Origin of the sequence: Cellvibrio sp. UBA7661 (assembly GCA_002483365.1) — a bacterium.
In the GTDB taxonomy this organism is placed as follows: domain Bacteria; phylum Pseudomonadota; class Gammaproteobacteria; order Pseudomonadales; family Cellvibrionaceae; genus Cellvibrio.
The window spans coordinates 17,614-42,989 of the sequence record DLHT01000006.1 but is presented as its reverse complement, the minus strand read 5'-3'; the positions used below and the strand labels follow the sequence as shown (position 1 = coordinate 42,989).

Here is a 25,376-nt window from a genome sequence, read left to right as displayed (position 1 = left end):
CACAATTATCGTTAAAAGTCGCGTGATCTCCCTGTTGCCGCAACGATCCCGATAGCTGCGCAATTGTGTACAGAATTTGAGCGTGATATAAATGACAATGTTGTCATAAGGGGTTGGTGGCGTTTTTGATCCAGATCTCCCGGCAGAATTGGCGACAAATTTTATAACAATAAAACGGATGTATTTTCTCTAGAGAACAAACGAACGTGTCGTTATTAACGTCGATTCGTTGGCAGTCGCGAAGTAAGCATTCAATAAAACCTAACGCCTTTGGGATTTGTTAAGCATTTCCAATGGACGTTTTTGCCTGAACTTTTTTCTGAACTTTTTTGAACCTAGAGAGGGAATCATCCAGTGAAACAGTCATTATTCGCTGTGGCGGGCTTATGCCTTGCCGCTGCATCCGTTCAAAGCCATGCGATCAGTTGTGCGGGTATCCCGCAGTGGAACAGTAGCACCGCCTATGGTGGTGGGAGCCAGGTGCAAGAAGCCAGTAAAGCCTATAAGGCGAACTGGTGGTCACAGGGGCACAGCCCTGCAAGTTACTCCGGCCAGTGGCAAGAGTGGGCACTGCTAGGCACATGTGATGGTGCAAGCTCCAGCGCACCATCATCAGTGCGTTCGTCTTCAGCACCTTCTAGTATTGCACCGCCCAGTTCGGTGAAATCCAGCACCGCACCCTCAAGTATTCCAAGCTCCCATTCAGCCAGTTCAGTTGCGCCGTCCAGTTCATCGGTTGGTGGCAATTGCGCCTCATCGCAATATGTTGCGGGCACCGCTTACTCAGTCGGGCAATTAGTGAAGAATGCGGGTAATGAATACCGTTGCACGGTTGCTGGTTGGTGTAGCTCAACCGCTGAATGGGCCTATGCGCCAGGAACAGGTGCACATTGGCAAATGGCGTGGGAATTGGTGCGCAGCTGCGGTGCTACGTCGTCTTCCAGTGCAATGCCCAGCTCTGTAGCAAGCTCATCGCGCTCATCCGTGAGTTCATCGGTATCGAGTGTAGGCACGGGTCGTTACCGCATTATTTCCGGTTATTGGCATAACTTTAATAACGGTTCAGGCGTGATTCCGCTGGATCAGGTATCGGATGCTTACGACGCGATTAACGTGTCTTTTGCCGAGCCTACAGGTCGAGCGCCGGGAGAGATAGGTTTTGTGCTGGACCCTGCATTCAATATGGCCGCGTTTAAAGCCGCGATCAAATCCAAACAGGCGGCAGGCAAAAAAGTCATCATCAGCATTGGTGGTGCTAATGGCCAGGTGCAATTACCCACTGCTGCTGCGCGCGCGAACTTTGTTAACTCAATGAAAGCAATTATCGATGAGTACGGGTTTGACGGGCTCGATGTGGATTTTGAGGGGCACTCATTGTTCCTTAATTCGGGCGACAATGATTTCCGTAATCCAACAACCCCGGTGATTGTTAACCTGATCGGTGCACTGCAGGATTTGACCAATCACTATGGTGATAAATTCGTGCTGACCATGGCTCCAGAAACCTTCTTTGTGCAATTGGGTTACAGCTTCTATGGTGGAACCTGTTCAAGTTGCGATACCCGTGCAGGTGCGTATTTACCGGTGATTTATGCAATGCGTGACAAGCTCGATTGGCTGCAGGTGCAGAACTACAATTCCGGCGCGATCATGGGCACGGACAATAAATATCACTACATGGGTGGCGCGGATTTCCATGTCGCAATGATTGATATGTTGTTGACCGGCTTTAAAGTCGCGGGCACTAATTTGACCTTCCCGGCGTTGCGTCAGGATCAGGTGTTGATTGGTTTGCCTGCAAACGTAAATGCCGGTGGCGGTTTCACCAGCGTGGCTGATGTGCAATCGGCGATGAACTGCCTGATCAAAGCGCAAGGTTGTACAACCTATCAACCGGCGGCGGCATGGAGTAATTTGCGCGGATTGATGACCTGGTCAATCAACTGGGATCAATTCAACAATTTTGAATTCTCCAAAAACCATCGCCAGTATCTGGATCAGTTGCCAACACCTTAAGCGTTGCAACAGCTCGCTGGCGATAAAAAAACGGGGCGCAAGTTGCGCCCCGTTTTTTTATTGCTGCGATCCAATTGTTACATTCCAATTGCCGCATTAGCGGGTGATGTGAAGGTAATCATCCATTTCGCGATGCGGCATATCAGTCCAGTTATCGGCCGGTAATGCTGGAATAGGCGCGGGGGTTTCCAGGTTGGGATGTTCGATGGCGAGTAGCTCATCCAAATGAACTAGCACAGGGTCTTCGATCGCCTCACTTGGGCTTAAAAATATATTGTGCTGGCGTGTGCTGCGCCCCCAATCAAGGCTGCTTGAATAGCGCACCAATGCCGATGCCAGCACAAGGCCGGTGATGACCGGTGTCAGCCACCAGAAAAAAACCGGTGCGTAGATATAGGTCATGGTGCCCCAGATAATGGCTGCAGTAGTCATCTTTGAGGTGCGGGCAATACACTCGCCCCAAGGCAGTAAACGCCCTTCGCGATCCTGCGAGTCCCAATTCACTTTGAATCCAAGCAATACTGAAATCACAAAATAGGCGTGGTAGACCATCATGATCGGCGCGATCAGCACCGCAAAAATGGTTTCAACGAACGCGCCTTTGATGATCGCACGCGCGCCGCCAAATTGTTTGCGGCGATGAACCAACGCCACCACGACACCAAGAAATTTAGGCCCCATCAATAGCATGGTAGTGAGCAGGATCAACGCAATAATCAATTCTGTTTTGGCGATCGGCCAGTTGGGGTAAAGCTGGTACACCTCAGTGAAATACACATTGGAATTGATGGCGCGCACAACGGCATCTGCAGTGCTCAGCACCAGCATCAGCAGCCAGATAAAAGAAGTAATGTAAGCAATTGCGCCGAGCAAAAAATGCAGGCGGCTGATGGGGTGGAGGTCTTTGGTATCGACAATTCCCAAGTGCTGGATATTACCTTGTACCCAGCGGCGGTCGCGCTTGGCGTAATCGATAATATTGCAGGGTACTTCTTCGTAGCTACCCTCCAAATCCGCGAGCAAAAACACATCCCAACCAGCGCGACGCAGCATCGCCGCTTCCACAAAATCGTGACTGAGGATATCGCCACCAAAAGGCGCTTTACCGGGCAGGGTAGGTAGTCCGCAATGATCGATAAAAGCGCGCATACGAATAATCGCGTTGTGCCCCCAATAGTTAGCGGCATCGGTCTGCCAGAAGGCAAGGCCAGTGGCGAGCATAGGGCTATAGAGCACCGCTGCGAACTGTACAAAACGGCCGAAGAAAGTAGTCTGGCGAACGGGGATCGGGATGGTTTGGATTAATCCGGTGCGTGGGTTTGCCTGCATGGCGCGCACCATTTTTACCAGACAGTCGCCGGTCATGATGGAGTCGGCATCGAGCACAATCATATGCTCATAGTTGGCACCCCAGCGCTGGCAGAACTCGGCAAGGTTGCCCACTTTGCGCCCGATGTTCTTCTCGCGGCGGCGATAAAACGTTTGCTTGCCCAGATCGCCCAGACGTTGCTGCAACAATTGCCATGCATCGCGCTCGGCTTGGGCGATGGTCAGGTTGGTGGTATCGCTGAGCAGGTAAAAATCGAATTTGTCGATCTCACCGGTTTTTTCCAATGAACGCAGGGTTGCTTCAAAACCAGCGATAACGCGGTGGGTGTCCTCGTTGTATACCGGCATTACCACGGCTGTGCGGGTGGTAATTGGTGATGTGTCTTCGAGCATGCCCTTGGTGGATTTCAAGGTCAGGGGGTCGATACGCAGCATCTGCAATACAAATCCAAACAGCCCACTCCAAAACGCTAGGCTAAGCCAGGTAAAACTGATACCGAACAAAATCAGGATGATGGTTTCCAGCGCAGTGAGGTCATTGGCGCGCAGGATGTCAAACATGATGTAGACGCCGCTTACGGCGGTCAGCACGCTCAAAAATGCATAAATCCAGCGGCGCAAAGACTTGGCTGGAATTTGGATTGCATCTGCAGGTGCGGAAGAAAGGTCAGCCACGGGACGGCTGACCTTGGGGTGCGGTGTGGGCATGTGGGTCATATCAAATTGCGTCCGGATACCAGACATAACTCCAGACTTCGCTTAAACGTTGGTCGCGCAGTTTGAGGAACAAGCGCATGTCGGCAACCTTATCGCCTTCGGGGTCCAGCTTGAATGATGCGCGCCAGGTGCGGCCATCGGGCAATTGGCGCACTGTCAGCTCGCTCACTGTGCCAGCAGATTTTTGCATTTCAGCCACTAAAGGTGCATCGGTAGACAGGTTGTCTAATTCACCGCCGCGGAAATCGATCACGAATTTGCGTTTGCTCGGTGGTGGCGGGTTGGCTTGGCCAGGGTTTGCGCCCCAGCCGATGCGGGTGCGGATAACTTTGGCAGCAGTATTTTCAGTGACATGATCATCCATCGCGCGCAGGCGATATTTGTAGGTTGCACTGCTGCCTGCTTTCATCGCCTTTGCGGGCACCCAATAGGCAACAATGTTGTCATTGGTTTCGCTGTCGCTCGGGATTTCCACCAGCTCGGCGCGGCCTTTACCCCAATTGCCTTCGGGCATAATCCACATACTTGGGCGTTTCTCGTAGCGGGCTTCCATATCCATGTAATGGTCAAAGTCGCGGTCGCGCTGTAACAAACCAAAACCGCGTGGGTTTTCATCCATCATTGATGACACGCGTAATTGGCGATGGTTACTGATCGGGCGCCAGATCCATTCGCCGTTGGATGCCGCCATCAACAGGCCGTCAGAGTCGTGTACTTCGGGGCGGAAGTCATCCACAAAGCGGGTATGGTTCTCACCCCACATATACATACTGGTCAAAGGCGCTATGCCCACTTTCAAAATATCGGTGCGGGCAAAGAGGCGCGCTTCCACGGCCATCTCGGTTGGTGCACCGGGAATGATTTCAAAGCGATAGGCGCCGGTAATCGATGGGCTATCGAGCAGCGCATACATCACCATACGGGTATCAGTCGGCCCGGGTTTTACCAGCCAGAATTCGCGGAATACCGGAAACTCTTCGCCTTTGGGTTCGGCGGTATCAATGGCCAAACCACGTGCGGATAATCCATATGCCAAGCCGGGACCAACCATGCGGAAATAGGAGGCACCCTGAAATACGACAAACTCGTCTTTGTATTCATTGCTATTGAGCGGGTAGTGAATGCGGAAACCGGCAAAGCCGATATTGTTGGGTGCTACGCCTGCTAACGGAGCTGCAGGGCCGTCGTAGTTGAAATACTCTTGTTTGAATTGCACAAAAGCGTCTGGGCCATCAGTGGCCATGTGCAGGGTAACGGGTTCGCGGTAGAGAAATCCTGGATGAAATAATTGCAGCTCAAACAGGGATTCGTTGTGCCATAGCGATGCTTCCGGGCGGAAGCGGATCGAGCGGTACTGGTCGTAATCCATATTGGCCAGTGCTTCTGGAATGTTGGCTTGAATAGGTTTGTATTCGCGCTTGGCCAGCAGCTTTGCCCGCGATGCAATGGCATCGAATAAAGCGGGCTGGGCAATTTCGGTTGCGGCCGCCGGTGCTACAGCGGGCTGCTGTGCATGTGCGATGCTGCTACTCAGTAAGCAGCTCATCGTCAGGGCGACAATCCCTGCACCAACAAGCAATCGATTATTTGCCTTTTTGTTGCTAGACAGCATGCTCATCCACTTACTCTCTCCATTTCGGATTGTTGGGCTTAATTACAGTAAAAAGTCAGGTTTGGTTTGCCAGTGCCACAGGAGGTTGCACAGAGGTAAGAATTGGCGCGCATTGTAAACCATCTGCCTGTGAAAATAGCGGGTTGGAGAGCGGGCTGCCACGTTTTTTTTTACAGTTCTTTGCAGTGCCCGTGCGAGGTTTAAAGCTGCTACACTCAAAAACAATATTCTCTGTCCTGTGCGGTTGGTGTAAATGCCCGGCATTAGAAATTACATGCGTGAAAATCCCATAGCAGCGCGCTTGTTGGGATTGATCATTATCAGCAGTTCGATTGTCACATTGGTCGCTATTTTGCTGCAGTTGCATGGCAATTTTAATGATGACATTGCGGCACTGGAAAAGCGTATTGATCAGGTGCGGATCAGTACCTTGGCCAGTATCACCAAAAGTTTGTGGGGCTTTGATCAGGAGCAGTTGAACATCCAGATCAACAGCGTCCTTGATGTTGAAGATGTTGTGCAGGTCAAAGTGGTGTGGCACGACTGGAACAATACCGAGCAAACCCTGGTAGCCAGCAACAACACTTATGATGCAAAAGATCTGGAAAATAAACGCAGCCAATTTTTGGTGCGCTCTTATCCTCTGATTTATGAAGACGCAAGCACCCCGGAGCAGCAATTGGGGGTGTTAACCGTTACCGCCAGTCTCACCAGTATTTACGACAAGCTGTGGGAGCGTGCATTTTTTACCGCCTTGGTCCAAGGTGCGAAGACGCTGGTTATTGCGCTTTTTATCGTGTGGTTAGTGCATACCTTGCTGACGAGCCATATCAAAACCATCGCCAATTATGCGCGCAACCTTAATTTGGAAACACTCACTAAACCGCTCAAACTCAAGCGCCTGAAAGTGAATTCCCACTCTGATGAATTGGATAATGTGGTTAATGCAATTAATCACATGCGCGAAACGTTGCTTGACGATATTGAACAACGGCACGCAATTGAAATGGCGTTGCTCACAGAAAAAGAAGAGAAGCTTGAAACCCGCCGTCAAAAAAATGCGGCAGAAGATGCGAGCCGCGCTAAAAGCCAATTTCTTGCCACTATGAGCCATGAGATACGCACGCCTATGAATGGTGTTATCGGCATGCTGGAAATGCTGCGCGATACTCCGCTCGACGATAACCAGAAACACTACATCGATGTTATCCATCGTTCGGGTGAAACCCTGCTGGCCATCATTAATGACATCCTCGACTATTCCAAAATCGAAGCCGGAAAAATGCGCCTTGAAGAAACGGTTTTTGAATTGGAAGAATTGATCGAAAGTTGTGTGCAATTATTTGGCGCCAGTGCGAATAAACGTCAAATAGAGCTTTTTGGTGGCGTCGATCCTGGCATCCCTAAATGGTTTAAAGGCGACCCTACGCGCTTGCGGCAAATTATCATCAACCTGTTGGGAAATGCGTTTAAATTTACCAGTGAGGGTTTTGTTTCCTTGCAGGTGACACAGGTGGGCACGCAGCCGGATGGCAAAATTGAATTGCGCTTTAGCGTGCAGGATAGCGGCATCGGTATCGATGCCCAGAGCGCAGAGGGCTTGTTTGATTCATTCAATCAGGCTGATGCCTCTACCACCCGCAAGTACGGCGGCACGGGATTAGGGTTGGCTATCTGCAAAAGCCTTGCAGAATTGATGGGTGGAAAAATTGGTGTAGATAGCAAGAAAGGAGATGGTTCTACCTTTTGGTTTACTGCGCTACTGGAGCAAGAAAATGTGTACGATGCCAATGCGGCCAGATTGCAAGCGCATGAGGGTGTATTAACGGGCAAAAAATTATTATTGGTTGAAGCGAACACTCATCTGACCGATTTTATTTTTCATCACTGCGCTACCTGGGGAGTGAGTGTTGATGCGGTCGCCTCTGCGAAAACGGCGATGACACAAGTGAAGCATGCGATGCACTCCGGCGAGCCTTACGATTTTGTCGGCTTTGACTATGCATTGCCGGATGCTAACGGATTTGAGTTGGCGCAATGGCTGCGTGAGGTTCCCGAGTTGCGTGAGCTGCCCTTGTTTATGTTCAGCGCTGGCGATATTTATCACGATCAAAGCCAAATACGCAGCTTGGGTATCCACGCGGTATTGCGTAAACCTGTTTCGATGCGCGTCTTTTATCAGGAGCTGGTAGCCTTGCTGGGCCATGCGCCTATTCCAGTGGCAATGCCAGCACGCAGAATCCAGAATCTGGATAAGTTTTCGCGCTTGCGGGTATTGGTCGCAGAGGATAACCCGGTTAACCGCATGGTAATCAAAGGCTTGTTGAGCAAGCTCAATATAGTGCCGGTATTTGCTGAAAATGGCGTTGAAGCTTGCGATATAGTCACTAACGCCAGTGAGCGATTTCACGTCATTCTCATGGATTGCGAAATGCCGGAAATGGATGGTTTTGAAGCTACACGCACTATCCGCGATTACGAACGGCGCGAGGGGCTTTCTGCAATACCCATTATTGCCCTTACGGCCCATGCATTGCAGGAGCATCGCGATGCCGTATTTGCCTGTGGGATGAATTATTACCTTTCCAAGCCCGTCACCTTCGATAGTTTGTATGCAGCATTTGAGGCAACAGAGCTGCTGGTGCCATCCGCTTAATCCCTGGTGGTTTGCTGTTACAGCATAGAGTTCCCCTATTGTAATGATTGGTTTTTTCTCCTTGCCTGCACTGGAGTCAATCCTTATCATGGCTTCAGCAAATTTAGGGGCTACCCCCATTACCAATTAACCGTCAGGTTTGGAGTTTATCTATGAGTAGCGATGCTATTGTTCATATCAGTGATGCCAGTTTTGAACAGGAAGTACTGGGTGCAGATGTGCCAGTACTGGTGGATTTCTGGGCTCCCTGGTGTGGTCCATGTAAGATGATTGCTCCCATCCTCGATGATTTGGCCGAGCAATTTGCCGGCAAATTGAAAGTGACCAAATTAAATGTGGATGATCACAAAGAAACTGCAGCCAAATTTAATGTGCGCGGCATTCCTACGCTGATCATCTTCAAAAACGGTGCAGCTCACGCCACCAAAGTCGGTGCCGTCAGCAAACCACAACTGGTTGAGTTCGTTAACAGCGCAATCTGATTGATCATTAGGCCATCGAAAGATGGCCTAATTTGTTTTTGCACTGTGTGATTTTTGCCGCTATACTCAGCCCAATCTGATGTTTGTTCCTCCTGAATCACCTTCCCGATTCCCAAAACCAGACGAACAAACCCAATTCCCTGCTGTTGTTCTTGCCTCGGCCTCTGGATTACCAGATCAGCCTCTCAAAATTAAAAACAGGCAACATTAAATAGGACTATAGCGGCTTAATAACAGCAACAATCGCAATCCTTTTCTACAACTGGCATCGAGCCTCCGATAATTATCTGCAATAACTCACATCCATCCATAAAGTCTTTCTTATGAATCTAACCGACCTGAAAAAAAAACCCATTGAAGAATTAATTGATATTGCCCATGAAATGGGTTTGGAAAATATCGCCCGTTCGCGTAAACAGGACATTATTTTTAATATCCTCAAACGCCACGCCAAAGGCGGAGAAGATATTTACGGCGATGGTGTATTGGAAATTCTGGTAGATGGCTTCGGATTTTTGCGTTCAGCGGACAGTTCGTATTTAGCAGGCCCTGACGATATTTATGTTTCACCCAGCCAAATACGCCGCTTTAACTTGCGCACTGGCGATACTATTTCTGGCAAAATTCGCCCCCCCAAAGAAGGTGAACGTTATTTTGCCCTGTTGAAAGTTAACGATATTAACTTCGACAAACCGGAAAACTCCCGCAATAAAATCCTGTTTGAAAACCTCACGCCGTTATTCCCCAATATTCGCTTGCCGCTTGAAGCGGGTAATGGTTCTACCGAAGACCTCACCGGCCGCATCATCGATTTGATTGCTCCTATCGGTAAAGGTCAGCGCGGTTTGATCGTGGCGCCGCCCAAAGCCGGTAAAACTATCATGATGCAAAATATTGCGCAGGCGATTACGCGCAATAACCCTGAATGTCATTTGATTGTTTTGTTGATTGACGAGCGTCCGGAAGAAGTAACTGAAATGCAGCGTTCAGTGCGCGGCGAAGTGGTTGCCTCTACGTTTGATGAACCGCCAGCGCGTCACGTACAAGTGGCGGACATGGTGATTGAGAAAGCCAAACGTTTGGTTGAGCATAAAAAAGACGTAGTGATTTTGCTCGACTCTATTACCCGTTTGGCGCGCGCCTACAACACGGTTATTCCTTCATCCGGTAAAGTGTTGACCGGTGGTGTGGATGCCCATGCACTTGAGCGTCCGAAGCGTTTCTTTGGTGCTGCACGTAATATCGAAGAAGGCGGCAGCTTGAGTATTATCGCCACCGCCCTTGTTGATACCGGCTCCAAAATGGACGAAGTTATTTACGAAGAATTTAAAGGCACCGGTAACCTTGAATTGCATTTGGATCGCAAAATTGCTGAAAAGCGTATTTACCCTGCAATCAACGTGCGCCGTTCCGGTACTCGCCGTGAAGAGTTGTTAATGCGTGAAGATGAGTTGCAGCGCGCGTGGATTTTGCGCCGTTTGTTAAACGATATGGAAGACGTAGCCGCGACTGAATTCTTGCTCGACAAGCTTAAAGACTTTAAAACCAACGACGAATTCTTCCAATCGATGAAGCGTAAGTAATCGATACATCAAGAAGATATTTGCAGGGCGGAACGTGAAACGCCTTCCGCCAATTCTACTAACGGCGGAAGGCGTTTTTGTTTTTCCGCCCTGTGAGTTTTTACCGCATGAAATATAAAGATCTCCGCGATTTTATTGCTCTGCTTGAAGCGCGTGGTTTGTTAAAGCGCATCAAGCAAGAAGTTGATCCTCATCTTGAAATGACCGAAATTTGCGATCGCACCTTGCGCGCAGGTGGCCCCGCATTACTATTTGAAAATCCCAAAGGCTATTCGATTCCTGTATTGGGAAATTTATTTGGTACCCCGGAGCGGGTTGCATTGGGAATGGGGCAGGAGTCAGTGGGCGCTTTGCGCGACGTGGGAAAATTGCTCGCGTTTTTAAAAGAGCCAGAGCCACCAAAAGGTTTTAAAGATGCCTGGGAAAAATTGCCTATCTTCAAACAAGTATTGAATATGGCTCCCAAAGTATTGAGCAAAGCTCCGAGTCAGGACATTGTGTTGGAAGGTGACGCTGTCAATCTTGATCAGATTCCCATCCAAACTTGTTGGCCGGGCGATGCCGGCCCGCTGGTAACCTGGCCATTGGTGGTAACGCGCGGTCCGCACAAAGAGCGACAAAATCTGGGTATTTACCGGATGCAAAAAATCGGAAAAAACCGCTTGATTATGCGTTGGCTTTCGCATCGCGGTGGCGCATTGGATTTTCGCGAATTCCAAATCCAACACCCAGGCAAACCGTTTCCGGTTGCGGTTGCGTTGGGTGCTGACCCCGCAACAATTCTCGGTGCAGTAACTCCTGTGCCTGATACGCTTTCCGAATACGGGTTTGCGGGTTTGTTGCGCGGTGATAAAACAGAAGTGGTGAAATGTATCGGCAATGATTTGCAAGTGCCTGCATCGGCTGAATTTATTTTGGAAGGTTTTATTGCACCGGATGATATGGCCCCCGAAGGCCCTTTTGGCGATCACACGGGTTATTACAACGAAGTGGATGATTTTCCTGTATTCACGGTGGAGCGCATTACTCACCGGCGCGATCCTATTTATCACAGCACTTATACCGGTCGTCCGCCGGATGAGCCTGCAATTCTCGGCGTGGCATTGAACGAAGTATTTGTGCCGATTTTGCAAAAACAATTTCCGGAAATTGTGGATTTTTATTTGCCGCCCGAAGGTTGTTCCTATCGTATGGCTGTGGTCACTATGAAAAAACAATATCCCGGCCACGCCAAGCGCGTAATGATGGGCGTATGGAGTTTCTTGCGGCAGTTTATGTACACCAAATTTGTCATCGTTACAGATGATGATGTGAATGCCCGCGATTGGAACGATGTGATTTGGGCAATGACCACGCGCATGGATCCCGCGCGCGATACCGTGATGGTAGAAAATACACCAATCGATTATCTGGATTTTGCATCGCCCGTTTCCGGTCTTGGTTCCAAGATTGGTTTTGACGCTACCAATAAATGGCCAGGTGAAACCACTCGCGAGTGGGGCACGCCGATTGTAATGGATGAGCATATTAAGCAGCGCGTTGATGAAATATGGGATACGCTGGGGATTGATTCGCCTACGGCATATTAATGTCGGCAGCTTGGTTTCTGGCGGCGGATGGGCTATAAAACTTTAGCGACAATAACAACTGTTTTTAAACTGAAAGAAGGGGAATTTTGATGAGCTTTATTAAAGACTTTAGAGAGTTTGCCGTGCGCGGCAATGTAGTGGATATGGCAGTAGGTATTATTATCGGTGCGGCTTTTGGCAAGGTGGTCAGCTCGTTGGTGAGCGATGTCTTTATGCCGCCGCTGGGCTGGTTGATTGGCGGCGTGGATTTTTCTGATTTGGCGATTATCCTGCCGGAAATTATTGAGGGTAAAGGTACAGTTCCAATCATGTACGGTAAGTTTATCCAGACGATTTTGGATTTCACCATAGTCGCATTCGCGATTTTCATGATGATTAAAGTAATTAATCGGCTGAAGAAAAGAGAAGAAGAAAAACCAGCTGAACCTGCAGCTCCTTCCAATCAGGAAGTGTTGCTGACTGAAATCCGCGATTTACTTAAACAACAGCAAAAATAATCACTCGTTAATATGCTGGTGATGTTTCGGGATTAAGTAACTTCCACTCTTCTAATGCGGGGTGGAAGAAACCGCACTCGCGATAAGCTCGCTCTATTGTTCCTTCCTTGCGCATTTTTGCGACTCCTTTTATCAGCGCACGATAAAATTCGTCACCCAGTGGATGGCGTTTACTCACAGGCCAATGCCTGCTGCCTTTAATGGCAATTTTCACACCTTCAATCGGGACTAGTCGGATATTTTCCACCTGAATTTCTTTTGCCGGATTTTGGTGAAAAGGGGAGAGTGTAATATCGACGCGCCCGGCATTGATCATGCGCGCCATGTTGACCCAATTGGGTGTGTGCATAATATTGGTGAATCCCAAATTTTCGAGCGTTGTCAGGTCGGGTTTCCATTGGCGGCTGGTGACGACGCGCAGCTTGTTAATTTGCTCAAGGCTGGTGCTGGACAGCGCGCGTTTATTGGTGGGGGATGTATAAATACCCACAATAAATTGACCTTCTTCTACGATCGGCGGAGAGATATGCAGCCTGCTCACCTGAGGTAATAAATCCTGATACCAGATGGTGCCACTCATCGTGAGTGTTTTGCCATCCAACACATTGCGGATACTGCGGAAATAATTTTCTTCATCGACAAAGTTGAGTGAGTGCGCGAAGCCGCCCAGCGCCAGTGCTTGTTGGAGCAGCACCAGCTCGATCACGTCGCGGCGGGCGTGATTGCCGCCGTAATAGGTGACATCAACCGGATTGCGTTCACCTAAAAAAAGTGTGTAGTCATTATGGATATCGGGCAAAACAGCGATATTGGCAATAGGTGCGGCATCACTATCGTCTGCAGCAAAAGCATGGCGACACAAGACTGCTGTCAGCAATATGCAGCAGTAAACAAAACGATGCTGATACCAAAAAGCGTTCATAGTCTGCCAAACGGGGTTGGATTATTGGATAAGTGCGCCGAGGAAGGAGAAATCCAAGAGTTGCTCTAATTCTGGATGTGAACGTTCTTGTCGTCCAGAAAAGTTTGTGCTTTTTAACGACAAACCCAACTAGACAATCACCCTGTGGCCGCGATACATGCGCACAGGTTTTTCCGGGGTGATATCCGCGACTAACAATTCACTGCGCTGTGGCGCTTCTACCAGAATGGTTTGGCCGCGATAAACTTTGACGACTTGTTTGGGTGGTTCAATCGCCAAGGGTGTCGGTTCCAGCAGCTGTCGCCATTCATCCCCTGCCATGGTGAGAAGCTCCTTGATCAGGGTTTTGGTAATTGTATCTTTCGTGATTTGGTAGTGATCAGCCAATTCTTTAAGAACATCGGGATTGGCCATTTTTACGCTGGGCTTCATGTTCGCATCGACACGGCGACGAATTTCGTACACCAAATCAATCATTGGCTTAGTGTATTGCATGGTCAGTTTCCTCAAGCCGGGATTTTTTGTTGTGATAATCCTCGGTTGAGCAAAAAGTAGACCAATGGCAAATCAAGGCCATTGTGGCTTGCTCTGGTAAGTGGCCGGGCAAAATACCGGTCTATTTTGGTGCGGGATGGCTATTCTGGGGCGAAATGGCGTTTTGGATGGCAAGTTGACACTTGCCGATACAAATGCCAACTGCACAAACATCAATACGCGAGCACTAGCGAATCAGGTGATCCATCTCGCGCGCGGGTTGGTTGCAAGAGGTCTCGCAGATGATTTGGGCGGGGACGCCTGCCACTGTTGCGCGCGCAGGCACATCCTTCAGCACCACACTACCGGCACCGACTTTGGCGCATTCGCCGACGGTGATGTTGCCGAGGATTTTGGCACCGGCACCAATCAATACCCCTTTGCGGACTTTCGGGTGGCGGTCGCCCGCTTCTTTGCCGGTGCCGCCAAGGGTGACGGATTGCATGATCGACACCATATCTTCTACGACGGCGGTTTCGCCAATCACTATGCCGGTGGCGTGGTCGAACATAATGCCTTTGCCGATACGCGCGGCGGGGTGTATGTCTACCGCAAACACGGCCGATATCCTATTTTGCAAAAACAGCGCGAGTGAATTGCGCCCCTGTTGCCACAACCAGTGAGCAATACGATAGGCCTGCAAGGCGTGGAAACCTTTGAAGTACAGCAAAGGTGTGACCAGTGAGCAGCAGGCAGAATCGCGCTCGCTGACGGCCATCAAGTCGGCCCGCACGGATTCGATGATCGAACTGTCTTTTTCCATCGCCTCTTCAATCACTTCGCGAATCAGCATGGCGGGCAGGGCGGGGCTGTCGAGCTTGTTGGCCAGATGGAAGCTCAGTGCGCCTTCCAGAGAGTCGTGATTAAGGATGGTGGAATAAAGAAAACTGGCCAGTACCGGCTCGGTTTCCGCCTGCTTGCGGGTTTGCAAACGGATGGACTCCCACAAGCTGTCAGCCACGTTGGCACTTGGCGATACGGCAGTAGCGGAGGTTGCGGCGGAAATAGTGGCATTCATGGCCAGATCCTTACGTGGGGTAAATCGTGGGATAAATACTGACAAGCAAAATCAAACAGCACATTAACGACAATTATTGGGTGTTGTTGCTGAATTTCCAACACAATTCCACTGCAGGGTATCAATAAATGACCAGCGGCGGTTCGTTCAGCATCGCCAACTGTTCGCGCAACTCCAGAATGTGCTCACCCCAGTAGCGCTCGGTATTGAACCAGGGAAAGTGATGGGGGAAGGCCGGGTCAGTCCAGCGCCGGGCAAGCCAAGCGCTGTAATGCATGATACGCAGGCTGCGCAGCGATTCGATCAGCGCCAGCTCGGCCAAATCAAAATCGCAGAACTCACGGTAGCCTTCCAGAATTTCGCTCATCTGCGCGGTTTGTTGCTCCCGCTCGCCCGAGAGCAGCATCCATAAATCCTGGATTGCAGGGCCCATACGCGCATCGTCAAAATCCACAAAGTGCGGCACGTCATCGCGCCACAAAATATTGCCCGGGTGACAATCACCATGCAGGCGGATGGGCGTGTAAGCCACGCGCTTGAACAGGGTTTCGCAGCGCGCCAGCACATCTGCGCCCAGGGTGCGGTAGGACTCGCGCAAGCTCGCCGGAATAAAGTCATTGGCCAGCAAAAAGTCATAGCTGTCGCGGCCAAAGGTCTGGATATCCAGCGCCGGGCGATGCTCAAACGCGCGCGCCTGCCCCAAGGCATGCATGCGCCCCAGCGTGCGGCCGAGCGATAGCAGCGCATCAAAGTCATCCAGATTGGGCGCATGGCCACCTTGGCGAGGGTAGAGCGCAAAGCGGAAGCCCTGGTATTCACGCAGGGTGTTGCCTTCGGCATCTGCCAGCGGTGGCACGACTGAAATTTCCAACTCTTTCAATGCGGCAGTGAATTGGTGTTCCTCGATGATCTGCGCATCGCTCCAGCGTCCGGGGCGATAAAACTTGGCGATCACCGGGCTGCCACCTTCGATCCCCACCTGATACACGCGGTTTTTATATCACCCTTAACGTTGATATTAGTGTACATCATTAACGTATTGATTTAATTACCTTTTAATAAAATACTAAATTTAGTGTGTATACATATAAATCTTTAAGGGTTATGTACAAATATGGGGCAAGGCGTACACAGGTTGGCGGTGAAATTTGGGGGTACCAGTTTCTATGTGATATTAAGTGTTTGATATTTAGGGAAAGTTCAGGGTTGTATGCGGTGGCGAGTTGTCTCAAAGGTGAAGCGTTGTTTGGATTTGATAAGGTTAGATGCGATCAGGTAGATGGGGACATTGCTCTGAGTCGGCAAGCATTATTTTCAGGCCTTCGGCTGGATCAAGTCCAAGTGCGGCACAGTACACTGTGTATTCAAAGACATCTAGTCTTCTTTCCAGTTGCTCGATTCGTTGCACGAAGCTATGTGGCCGATTAAGTAATTTCGATAAGTCTCGCATGCTGAGATCTAAAGAAATGCGTCGATTGGTCAGCCATTTGATTAGCGTTAAATATTGAGAGCTAGAAATAGTTTTCTTCATTCATATATTGTGCTTATAATTACGGACTGTACTCAAAATGAGTACAGTTGATTTGGATATAAAATCGGTCTTGAAAATTGAAGTGCATTTCTATTTGCGGGGGGAAAGCGAAACGGTTGATTGCTCGCTGTTGCGTATCTTTCAAACTACTACTGGATAAATAGTGGATATTTCGTTGAGATGGTATTTGACCACCTAAAAGCTAATGGTCTGAGTAGAAATGCGTGTGTTGAATTAGGGAAGGTTATCATTGAGGTAGTGGGGGGGCAAAAGTGGAACAGGCTAAGAATTTAAGTAAATTTAAGGAAGAGGTATTGTCAAACGGTGTGAATGCTGTTCTTCCTGAGAATCTAAGTGATAGTTGGCTAGAATATTTAGTTGATCAAGCAGAGCAGTTTATTGCAAAAGACAAAAATGCTAAACCATCAGCGGTAGTTGCTGCAATTATGACGATTCTTCTTTTTCGAAATAATTATACAGAGCTAAGTATTGAGCTATCTGAGTTGTCTAAATATATCCATCTTTACGCTTTAGAGTTGTCTATTGAGGCAATCAATAGATCGTCTGACAGAAATATCGGTCGCCCAACTTTAGAAAATATTCTTACGAATCGAGAAATACATAATTATTCCGATATTGCATAGTACGGGTGCTATTTTATTGCGTCTGACCTATCCCCAATCTCAGTACCACTTCAAGGATGAGATTTCCATGTTAAGCCGCCAGCTTCGCGAAAGCCACTGGCGACAAATAATTTAATGAACTGTGTGGTCTTTCATGGTTGTAGTGATTACGCCATAAATCAATTTCATAACGCGCCTCTTCAATCGTCCGGAACCAATGCAGATTCAAACACTCATTACGGAATTTGCCATTAACACTTTCAACAAATGCATTTTGGGTGGGCTTGCCTGGTTGGATAAAACCCAGTCCAACTCGCGATTCCTTACTCCAGAAAAACATGGCCTTACTGGTAAACTCAGTGCCGTTATCACAAACAATTCGGCTGGGTGCTCCGCGTGCTTCAATCAACAGGTTTAGAAAGCGTGTTACTTGATGACCGCTGATTGAAAACATCACCAACTGGACTTCCCAGTCTTTACTAGACGCTTTCGAGCCTCTGAAAAAAACGCTTCTTCATATTTGAGAAGAGATTTCCTGCCATTATTTGTTCAAGTAGCGACTTGATCTGACGCTTCTACTTGAAGGAAGAGCGTTACCATTTTAAATCGATTTCGTTCTTCGATTTCATGCTTCCGGAGGCCCGCTGCCGCTGTTTGCCTTGCAGTCTGGCCAACGAGATTGGTGAAATCGGTTGGGGAGGCAAAAACAGATCTAGAGACTCGACAAGATCCATAGCTATCAAAATAGCAACGAACGTTTCAAGTCGCACATCACCTTTCTCTGCATTCACAATTACTTTTCTTGTTAAGCCCAGTTGGGCGGCAAGCTCAGCCTGAGTCACGTTTCGATTGAGACGAGCTTGTTTTAAACGGGAACCCAGGTCTTCCGCAATTGCGACATAAGAATTTCGACTAATCACACAAAACTCCTCATAACAACAGGCCAATTTAATGATCCATTTAGAGATCATTATCGATAAAAAGTGCCACTATGTCCACTTTTTGGATCATTATGAGCATCAAATATACGAGACCTGTACTGGTTATATCGAAGCTTTAATTCCTCGAACCTGATTAGATTGAGGTATCTATTCAAACCAAAAAGCCTAACTTCTTGATTTGAATATTCACCCTAAGATTAATAGGAGTATGCATTTTGACTTAAGCAAGGAGAAGATAAGTTCCAGCCAATCACTATACGGCTACGCAATTGACTAAATTTACGTCGCAAAAATTCCTAAAGACCCCAAAAAGCTCCCGCCTTAGGATGGCAGTTCCATTTCATCCATTTAGGAGCAGACATGTCTAAGCAATCTAAACCTCAGTTAACTCAACAACAACTCAACCATAAAGCAGATATGCTGAATAAGAATATCGGGACTTCGGGTACTAACCCGACAAATGCTAAAGTCCATGGAAATAAAGGAAAACAATTAAACCCAAACAAACGATAGATTAATCATTGAGCCCACCACTTTGCGTGGGCTAATTTTTATATTTCGAGAGAAGCAGAATAGTTATGCACGCGACCTTTGTTACCCTAGGCCAGCTTTTTAAATTCGCCTTTGACGCAACCGGAATTTTGCCAAGAAAGCATAGTAAAGAAGACGGACTTAGTTTTAGCGAAGTAAGGCGTCTATCAAAGCAGATTGAGCGCCTTACAAAAGAAGAGGGAGATATAAACAGAAACAGTGGAGAACTAATTAAGTCACTAGTATTTGAGCTGACTGGCACAATTCCAAACTTCAAAGTTAACATGGCTATCGGTGAAACACTTCTGGATCTATTTGAAGTCTATAGTTCTGTCGTGCGAAATGAAGCAACATTTCTTTCACAAAAAGAAAGTGTGCGTTGGTTTTGCAAAACACATGCTATACAAAGACTAGTACTTTCTATTACAAAACACACCATCCACTTCAATATTTCGAGAGAGGAATTTTTCGCTCCAGAAGAAATCGATTGGTATCTTCCGACATTATCTGAAGATGGCATTATATGGCCACTCCAAAAAGTAATTGAATGGATTTATTCCAAATGTCAGACAAACAGAACCCAATTTCACATTCCAGAAGATGTAAATAGATCTACAAATCCTGAGCTTCGCAAAAATTACGAAAATGCCTATAAGTGGGCTACGGAAAAAACGTTTCCGTCCTGGCATGGCTTACATAAGAACTTCTCTGACTCAATCGATAATCTCAATAATGCACGCGAATCTTACCATCGATCCATAAGCACTAAAGAAAAAGAAAGCTATCTTTACATTCTATTTATAGCTCGATTAAGTACTTCTATCGGTAAGCAACTGAACGAAACCTATGGATCAGATTTCTTAATGGAGATGGCGACACTCTTTAAAAAACATAAAGATTGGCTAGATATCGATACCAGTACATTTAAGCAGCAGGTTAAATCACATATAGAAAATATCCAAAAATCAGAAGAAGAGCGAAATAAAATTTGGTGGTACGCTGCACAGGATTACTGGAGTATGTTTAAAGATAGAGCTGAAATTTGCTCAAATACAATGGATCAGATATACCGTAAAAACGATTTCAAAATACCCGAATCCTATATAAATCCATTAATCAATCAATTCGGATACCATAGTGTTCTTACAATACGTGACTATTTGGTTAAAGCAGAAGAGCTCGTTTACCCTAGCGAATTTCCTCAAGCATTAATGCGCGGCTTAGGTTTGGCGAAGAGAGCGTCTAACCTAGAAGAAATCGATGAATATAATGACTACATTGAATCCTTTGGTTTGAATTTTTCTCTCGAATGGATAGTACATTGGAATCGATCTGTATTCTATTACCGTCGCAATGACTTCAAGGATTCATTTAACCACATTCAGAAGGCATTTCAGTTAGCAAAATATGCAGCAGGAACGAATCAGTACGAGTTAGTGAATAGCTACATTGAATTATCTGCAAAAATTGATAGTTGGAAAACTTTCAAAAAAGGAATTTCATGGGCGACCTATTTGGGGTTTAAAGTTAGATGGCTGAGAGATGATGAGCAAACGGAAGAAAATCTGCGGAGTGTTTTCGAACGAATGAAGTTAGTAAAATATTAAACCCTATGTCAACTGGGCTGATAGGTAGTAATCCGCTCAAGTATTTGATATCTACTCAATTACAACTTTTGAACTATGACAGAGGTTTTAACAATGTAGACATCAACAGGGATGCTTAAATTAAGTGCCCAAATGTTTATACAGTTATCAATTGGTATTATTTGAAAATGATCTCTAAACTGGATGTAATTCGAAACAAGGATTTGTTTTTCTCTTTCCGTAATATTTGTTTCGTTTAGCGATGATAGATCTTCAACAATTTGGTCTTGTAATACTTCTAAATCTCGCGCGCGAAATTGTTTAATGGAGTGTCCCCCATTTTTAAAATGAAAAAAAACGGTAAAAAAGTTATTCATGTAGGATCGACCTATTTTGAATCGTTGTTAAAGATTAACAACGTAAAGTTTGGCTAACTGTATCGATCAGCTGTAATCGACTCTAAATAGTCTTTCAATTGCAAAAACCGTTCAAGCGATGGATCTTTCAGCAAATAATCTCTGATAGAAGAGCCCTGTAGGAAATCCCCACTATTCAAGCTGTTGAAAAACAATGATGAATCTACGTTTTGAGGGCTTATCGAATTGAGGAGACGGTGAAACTTTAGAAGCAAACTTAGCCGAATGATTCTTTCTTCATCTAATTCAACTAAGCTTCCACTGAGACAGGAAGACTGGACATCCCAAGTTTTACTAGACACTATCAAGCCTCTGAAAAAACGCCTCCTCGTATTTAACGGGAGATAGCCCGCCGTTGTGCGAGTGGCGTTTGACCGGATTGTAGAACATCTCAATAAAATTAAATATTTCTGTTTTGGCTTCTTCCCTCGTGCTGTAAATCTTTCTGCTGGTCACTCGCTTCTTGAATGTTGCAAAAAAGCTTTCAGCAACCGCGTTGTCATGACAGTTTCCTCGACGACTCATGGAAGGAATGAAATTGTTTACCTCCATAAAAGCCGTGTAATCATGACTCCCATATTGGCTGCCCTGATCGCTGTGGATGAGAACAGCATCTCTTGGCTGGCGCCGTAGCTTCGCCATAAGTAGTGCATCAATTACCAAGTGGCGGTCAATATTTTTACCCATAGACCAACCAACGATACGTCGAGAAAATAAATCCAGTACTGTTGCCACATACAAAAAGCCTTCGTAAGTTCGCACGTAAGTAATGTCACTAACCCACGAAACATTTGGCGCTTCAGGGCTAAAATTCCGGTTTAACAAATTGGCGGCCACCTTGGCGGTTTTGCTTCCTTTGATGTAACGTCGCTTATAGTCAATCTGTGCTTTGATTCGGTGTTTACGCATGATTTTAGCTACGCGATGCACACTGCATGCCTCTCCCGCTTCACGCAAATCCTTGTGTATCCACGGACTGCCATAAGTACCGCCGCTCGCCAAATAATGCTCTTTAATTAATACCAATAGCCGCTGATCTTCTTGCTCGCGTTTTGATACCGGATTTTTTAGCCAAGCGTAGTAGCCACTGGGGTGAAGCTTTAAAACATGGCACATCAAGCGTACTGAATGCACCTTGATGTGGGCGCGGATAAAGGCGTACTTTATTCGTGCTCCCTTGCAAAGTACGCGGCGGCCTTTTTTAAAATATCGCGCTCCTCGGTCACCCGTCTGAGTTCTGCTTTGAGTCGCGCGATTTCGGCTTGCTCGTCAACGTGGGTCGCCTGGCGGGGTTGTGGTTCGTTGTATTTCTTTAGCCAGGCATACAGGCTATGGGTTGTAGTTCCAAGCCGTTCGGCAACTTCCGCAACGGAATAGCCTCGCTCGGTAATCTGCTTGATGGCTTCTTTTTTGAATTCTTCGGTAAATCGTTTGCCTGACATAAACACCTCATCTTGGAGTTAGATTATGAGGCTTTTAGGTGTCTAGGGAAATCTGGGAAGTCCAGAGCGGGTTTCAATAACATCTCCATCGCTGAGTACCGGCGCTGTGTATATGGCAATCGAAGGGCTGGGTGGTCCGAAAAGAGAATGTAAATACTGTGGAAGCCTGCTCACAGTCATCCACAGCGCTGGACGTTGGGGTTCCCGGTGGACTATCCTTAAACTTTCGTTGCTTCATTCCGGTTATTCATGGTCATTCAACAACGTCACTCTGTGTGGTTAATCGCACTGCTTACCTTGGTCTTTTTAGGCCAATCGTTGGCGGTTGTGGCTATGCCATGTCAGTTGATGGACGTTGCTCCCATGAGCCATAACATGGAATCCATGGATCATTCGATGATGGGTATGCATCACGATATGAGCCAAATGGATGCCCAGGATAACGCCATGAATATGAAAACCACCCACGATTGTTGCAAAACCATGGGGCATTGTTCTTCCAGTAGTTGTTCAGCACCGGCGTTGAGCTACAGCGTCGCGTTTGCAATCCAATCTGACACCTCCGTGAATACCAACTCGTATCACCAACACATCCCCAGCTCGCCCGTTTCATCTCTCTATCGTCCCCCCATTTTCCGCTGATACAGGACAGTTACGCCTGAAATTTGGCGTATAGATCTTCCAATTGTATTCGCGGGAGTGACATTAGCTCCCTCCGTAGATGTTTAACAACCTTCGCGTTGTTTTGGAGCTTTTATGGTTTTCCAGCGTTTTATAGGCGCTATCGGTAGCCTGGCGATCACGTTTTTATTGATAAGCCACACAGCACACTCCTCATCCATCCCATCGCTAGCTGCGGCTGCCGATAAACCCGTTCAGTTAGCGGTATACAAAAGCCCGACTTGCGGCTGTTGTGAAGAATGGATTTCCCACCTGCAATCCCATGGACTGAAATCCACTATCCATCATCCCGATGATCTGAATGCGATCAAAAACCGCTATCGGATCAGCCCCCAATACCAGTCCTGCCACACCGCTGTCTCCCCCGAGGGGTATGTGTTTGAGGGGCATATTCCGGCTCCGGTCATTACCCGTTTCCTCGCCGAAAAACCTCAAGGGGCCATAGGACTGGCCGTTCCCGGTATGCCTGTGGGCAGCCCCGGTATGGAAATGGGCGAACGCTTCACACCCTACGATGTGCTCTTGCTGAAAAGCGATGGCAGCAGCGAGGTATACATCCGTATCACCAGTTTGACGCAAACCTTCTAAGGAGAAATGGGCATGAAAATTCCCGATACCCGCACAGCGGGGATACAAACAACAACGGAGTTGGTTGCCGCAATGGATCGCTATCCAGTGGTACCTGATCTGTTGCCATCAGACCAGTCACGCCGCCGCTTTGTACTCGGTGCTTCCTCCTTGGTAGCCCTGAGTGCATTACCGTTATCCAGCCAGGTATTTGCCGACGCGCCTCGGCCAACCAATGGTCCCCAAACCCTGACCGGAAACCAGTTTGATCTTTCGATCGGCTTCCAGAAGGTTAACTTTACCGGCAAACAACGCATCGCCACCACGGTTAACCAAAGCTTGCCTGCGCCCATCCTTCGCTGGAAAGAAGGAGAACGCGTGACATTGCGAGTCACCAATACGCTAGATCACGACAGTTCCATCCACTGGCACGGCATCATTTTGCCCTCGGAAATGGATGGTGTGCCGGGCATGAGCTTTGACGGTATCAAACCGGGCGAGACCTTCGTGTACGAATTCGATGTGAATCAAAACGGGACTTATTGGTACCACAGCCATTCCGGATTTCAGGAGCAGACCGGGTTGATGGGCGCCATCGTCATTGATCCCAAAGATCCTGATCCGGTTGCCTACGACCGGGATATGGTTGTGCTGCTGTCTGACTGGACGGACACCGCGCCGGAAAAGGTGTATAGCACCCTGAAAAAGATGAGCCACTACTACAACTTCCGTGAGCGGACAGTCGGTGATCTGGTGCGTGACCTCAAAACCAAGGGTTTATCAGCCACCTGGAATGAGCGTGCCATGTGGAACCAGATGCGCATGAGCGAGACCGACATCTCGGACGTCACCGGATATACCTACACCTACCTGATGAACGGGGTTACGCCGGATCAAGGCTGGTTGGGACTGTGTAAACCCGGTGAGAAAGTACGCCTGCGCTTTATCAACGGCGCAGCGATGGCTATTTTCGATGTACGGATTCCGGGATTGAAAATGACGGTGGTTGCCGCTGATGGCCAGAATATCCAGCCGGTGGTCGTCGATGAATTTCGCATCGGGGTAGCGGAAACCTACGATGTGATCGTAGAACCCGCTGCCGATAGCGCCTACACGATCTTCGCCCAGAGCAATGACCGTACCGGGTATGCCCGTGGCACCCTGACGACAGACATTGCCTTGCGTGCCGAGATACCGGCGATGGACCCAGCTCCGACATTAGGTCACCGCGAAATGGGGATGGATATGTCCGGCATGGATCACAGTGGCCACGATATGGGCGGTATGGACCATAGCGGTCATGATATGTCGGCGATGAAAGCCATGGATCACGGCAACCAGGGTGAAAAGACGATGGATCACAGTGGTCATGATATGTCAGGCGGGATGCCGGGTATGGACCATAGCCAACATTCTAAGCCTGCAATGGAAGGCATGGAGCATTCCGGCCATGACATGGGCGCGATGGATCACAACGGGCACGATATGTCCGCCATGAAGATGGATCACAGCCAGCACAACGGCAAATCGCGGTTGGCCAAAGCGGGTTTTGGCAGCAATTTTGATCCGCTCGCTAAGATCAATCATGCCGATACGGAATTCGGCCCCCATGTGGATAGCCATTCCGAAGCCCCACAAAGCGGCTTGGCCGATCCCGGTATTGGCCTGCGCGACCATATGAAATTGTATGGCCGACGCGTATTGACCTATGCGGATATTCGCGGCCTGCATCCCACTTACGACAAGCGCGAACCCTCACGGGAAATTGAGCTGCACCTGACCGGCAATATGCGCCGCTACATGTGGTCGATCAACGGCCTCAATTTTGCCGATGCCAAGCCGCTGGAACTGAGCTTTGGCGAGCGTGTGCGCATCATCCTGATCAACGACACCATGATGACGCATCCCATCCATTTACACGGTATGTGGAGCGAATTGGAAACCGGTGATCCCCACTACATCCCGCGCAAGCACACCATCATTGTCCAGCCCGGCTCGCGCATCAGTTATCTCGTGACTGCGGATGCCAAAGGCCGCTGGGCCTACCACTGCCATCTGCTTTACCACATGCCCGGCATGATGCGTGAAGTTCGGGTCGTTTAG

The 25,376-nt window shown here is 48.1% G+C and carries 19 protein-coding genes and 2 pseudogenes; 12 read left to right on the top strand and 9 right to left on the bottom strand.

The features are described from left to right. Positions 1-354: 354 nt before the first annotated feature. Entirely contained in the window at positions 355-2,016 is a 1,662-nt protein-coding gene (locus B2739_RS04370) for a chitinase (RefSeq protein WP_331344657.1), read from the top strand. A 96-nt stretch (positions 2,017-2,112) separates the two neighbouring features. On the opposite strand, the gene mdoH is transcribed toward B2739_RS04370, so the two are convergent. Together mdoH and B2739_RS04360 are read right to left on the bottom strand one after the other, a co-directional pair. After that, positions 2,113-4,062: a glucans biosynthesis glucosyltransferase MdoH gene (mdoH, locus tag B2739_RS04365; RefSeq protein ID WP_331344656.1), complete on the bottom strand. Its 1,950-nt coding sequence runs from the start codon at positions 4,060-4,062 to the stop codon at positions 2,113-2,115. A 1-nt stretch (position 4,063) separates the two neighbouring features. Further along, positions 4,064-5,674 carry a glucan biosynthesis protein G gene (locus B2739_RS04360; protein ID WP_331344655.1) on the bottom strand — a complete coding sequence of 537 codons (1,611 nt, stop codon included), beginning with the start codon at positions 5,672-5,674 and terminating at the stop codon, positions 4,064-4,066. Positions 5,675-5,927: 253 nt separating this feature from the next. Between B2739_RS04360 and B2739_RS04355 the strand changes: the two genes are divergently transcribed. The 5 genes from B2739_RS04355 (at position 5,928) to mscL (ending at position 12,481) form a co-directional block, all read left to right on the top strand. Beyond that, positions 5,928-8,330, top strand: a complete 2,403-nt coding sequence (locus B2739_RS04355; protein ID WP_331344654.1) for a response regulator — start codon at positions 5,928-5,930, stop codon at positions 8,328-8,330. Between the two features lie 152 nt (positions 8,331-8,482). Beyond that, complete coding sequence (gene trxA / locus B2739_RS04350; protein WP_331344653.1) at positions 8,483-8,812, top strand: thioredoxin TrxA; 330 nt, start codon at positions 8,483-8,485, stop codon at positions 8,810-8,812. 323 nt (positions 8,813-9,135) lie between these two features. Then, positions 9,136-10,395: a transcription termination factor Rho gene (rho, locus tag B2739_RS04345; protein WP_331344652.1), complete on the top strand. Its 1,260-nt coding sequence runs from the start codon at positions 9,136-9,138 to the stop codon at positions 10,393-10,395. Between the two features lie 107 nt (positions 10,396-10,502). Beyond that, the gene (ubiD, locus tag B2739_RS04340; RefSeq protein ID WP_331344651.1) at positions 10,503-11,984 is read left to right on the top strand and encodes a 4-hydroxy-3-polyprenylbenzoate decarboxylase; all 1,482 of its coding nucleotides are present in this window, start codon (positions 10,503-10,505) and stop codon (positions 11,982-11,984) included. An 89-nt stretch (positions 11,985-12,073) separates the two neighbouring features. Continuing rightward, positions 12,074-12,481, top strand: coding sequence for a large-conductance mechanosensitive channel protein MscL (gene mscL, locus B2739_RS04335; RefSeq protein WP_331344650.1), 408 nt, complete (start codon positions 12,074-12,076; stop codon positions 12,479-12,481). A gap of 7 nt (positions 12,482-12,488) precedes the next feature. Here mscL and B2739_RS04330 read toward each other — a convergent pair whose 3' ends face one another. The 4 genes and pseudogenes from B2739_RS04330 to B2739_RS04315 form a co-directional block, all read right to left on the bottom strand. Next, on the bottom strand, positions 12,489-13,403 hold the full coding sequence (locus B2739_RS04330) for a hypothetical protein (protein ID WP_331344649.1): 915 nt from the start codon (positions 13,401-13,403) through the stop codon (positions 12,489-12,491). 129 nt (positions 13,404-13,532) lie between these two features. Beyond that, positions 13,533-13,898, bottom strand: coding sequence for a hypothetical protein (locus B2739_RS04325; protein ID WP_331344648.1), 366 nt, complete (start codon positions 13,896-13,898; stop codon positions 13,533-13,535). A gap of 226 nt (positions 13,899-14,124) precedes the next feature. Continuing rightward, positions 14,125-14,955 carry a serine O-acetyltransferase gene (gene cysE, locus B2739_RS04320; protein ID WP_331344647.1) on the bottom strand — a complete coding sequence of 277 codons (831 nt, stop codon included), beginning with the start codon at positions 14,953-14,955 and terminating at the stop codon, positions 14,125-14,127. Positions 14,956-15,076: 121 nt separating this feature from the next. Next, positions 15,077-15,955: pseudogene (locus B2739_RS04315) on the bottom strand (serine/threonine protein kinase); the annotation flags it as partial. A gap of 803 nt (positions 15,956-16,758) precedes the next feature. Between B2739_RS04315 and B2739_RS04310 the strand changes: the two are divergent. Further along, positions 16,759-17,130, top strand: a complete 372-nt coding sequence (locus B2739_RS04310) for a hypothetical protein (RefSeq protein ID WP_331344646.1) — start codon at positions 16,759-16,761, stop codon at positions 17,128-17,130. A 70-nt stretch (positions 17,131-17,200) separates the two neighbouring features. Here B2739_RS04310 and B2739_RS04305 read toward each other — a convergent pair. Together B2739_RS04305 and B2739_RS04300 are read right to left on the bottom strand one after the other, a co-directional pair. Further along, positions 17,201-17,575 (bottom strand): annotated as a pseudogene (locus B2739_RS04305) (integrase core domain-containing protein); the annotation flags it as partial. A gap of 127 nt (positions 17,576-17,702) precedes the next feature. Then, a complete protein-coding gene (locus tag B2739_RS04300) occupies positions 17,703-18,029 on the bottom strand; it encodes a helix-turn-helix transcriptional regulator (protein ID WP_331344645.1) in 327 nt (108 codons plus the stop codon). A gap of 381 nt (positions 18,030-18,410) precedes the next feature. Here B2739_RS04300 and B2739_RS04295 point away from each other — a divergent pair, with 381 nt between their 5' ends. Both B2739_RS04295 and B2739_RS04290 read left to right on the top strand, forming a co-directional pair. Then, complete coding sequence (locus tag B2739_RS04295; RefSeq protein WP_331344644.1) at positions 18,411-18,563, top strand: hypothetical protein; 153 nt, start codon at positions 18,411-18,413, stop codon at positions 18,561-18,563. A gap of 65 nt (positions 18,564-18,628) precedes the next feature. Then, positions 18,629-20,188, top strand: a complete 1,560-nt coding sequence (locus tag B2739_RS04290; RefSeq protein WP_331344643.1) for a hypothetical protein — start codon at positions 18,629-18,631, stop codon at positions 20,186-20,188. 689 nt (positions 20,189-20,877) lie between these two features. Here B2739_RS04290 and B2739_RS04285 read toward each other — a convergent pair. Continuing rightward, positions 20,878-22,025, bottom strand: a protein-coding gene (locus B2739_RS04285) for an IS3 family transposase (protein ID WP_331344642.1) whose coding sequence is annotated in 2 segments (ribosomal slippage) — positions 20,878-21,782 and positions 21,782-22,025 — 1,149 coding nt in all. Because the reading frame shifts where the segments join, the coding sequence is not laid out codon by codon here. Between the two features lie 249 nt (positions 22,026-22,274). Here B2739_RS04285 and B2739_RS04280 point away from each other — a divergent pair. The 3 genes from B2739_RS04280 to B2739_RS04270 all read left to right on the top strand — a co-directional run bounded on the left by B2739_RS04280 (position 22,275) and on the right by B2739_RS04270 (position 25,376). Further along, positions 22,275-22,667, top strand: a complete 393-nt coding sequence (locus tag B2739_RS04280) for a hypothetical protein (protein ID WP_331344641.1) — start codon at positions 22,275-22,277, stop codon at positions 22,665-22,667. A 114-nt stretch (positions 22,668-22,781) separates the two neighbouring features. Beyond that, complete coding sequence (locus B2739_RS04275; RefSeq protein WP_049629734.1) at positions 22,782-23,294, top strand: DUF411 domain-containing protein; 513 nt, start codon at positions 22,782-22,784, stop codon at positions 23,292-23,294. Positions 23,295-23,300: 6 nt separating this feature from the next. Beyond that, positions 23,301-25,376, top strand: coding sequence for a copper resistance system multicopper oxidase (locus tag B2739_RS04270; RefSeq protein ID WP_331344640.1), 2,076 nt, complete (start codon positions 23,301-23,303; stop codon positions 25,374-25,376).